This is a genomic window from Enterobacter sp. SCRI0065, from assembly GCF_059766475.1.
Window position 1 is genome coordinate 1 of sequence record NZ_JCBAJB010000060.1, and the last position, 255, is coordinate 255.

A 255-nucleotide genomic window follows, 5' to 3' on the forward strand; every position below is an offset into this window, starting at 1 on the left:
CGTTGAAGACTACGACGTTGATAGGTCGGGTGTGTAAGCGCAGCGATGCGTTGAGCTAACCGATACTAATGAACCGTGAGGCTTAACCTTACAACGCCGAAGATGTTTTGGCGGAAAGAGAGACATCGTTTTCAGCTTGATAACAGATTAATTGATATGCAGAGATGCGTGTTGATAACAGAATTTGCCTGGCGGCTTTAGCGCGGTGGTCCCACCTGACCCCATGCCGAACTCAGAAGTGAAACGCCGTAGCGC

2 rRNA genes are annotated in these 255 nt (G+C 49.8%); both read left to right on the forward strand.

Annotation, left to right across the window (positions count from 1 at the left end):
* Window positions 1-90 (forward strand): 23S ribosomal RNA (locus AC6EMZ_RS23440); the annotation flags it as partial.
* A gap of 97 nt (window positions 91-187) precedes the next feature.
* A 5S ribosomal RNA gene (rrf, locus tag AC6EMZ_RS23445) occupies window positions 188-255 on the forward strand; the annotation flags it as partial.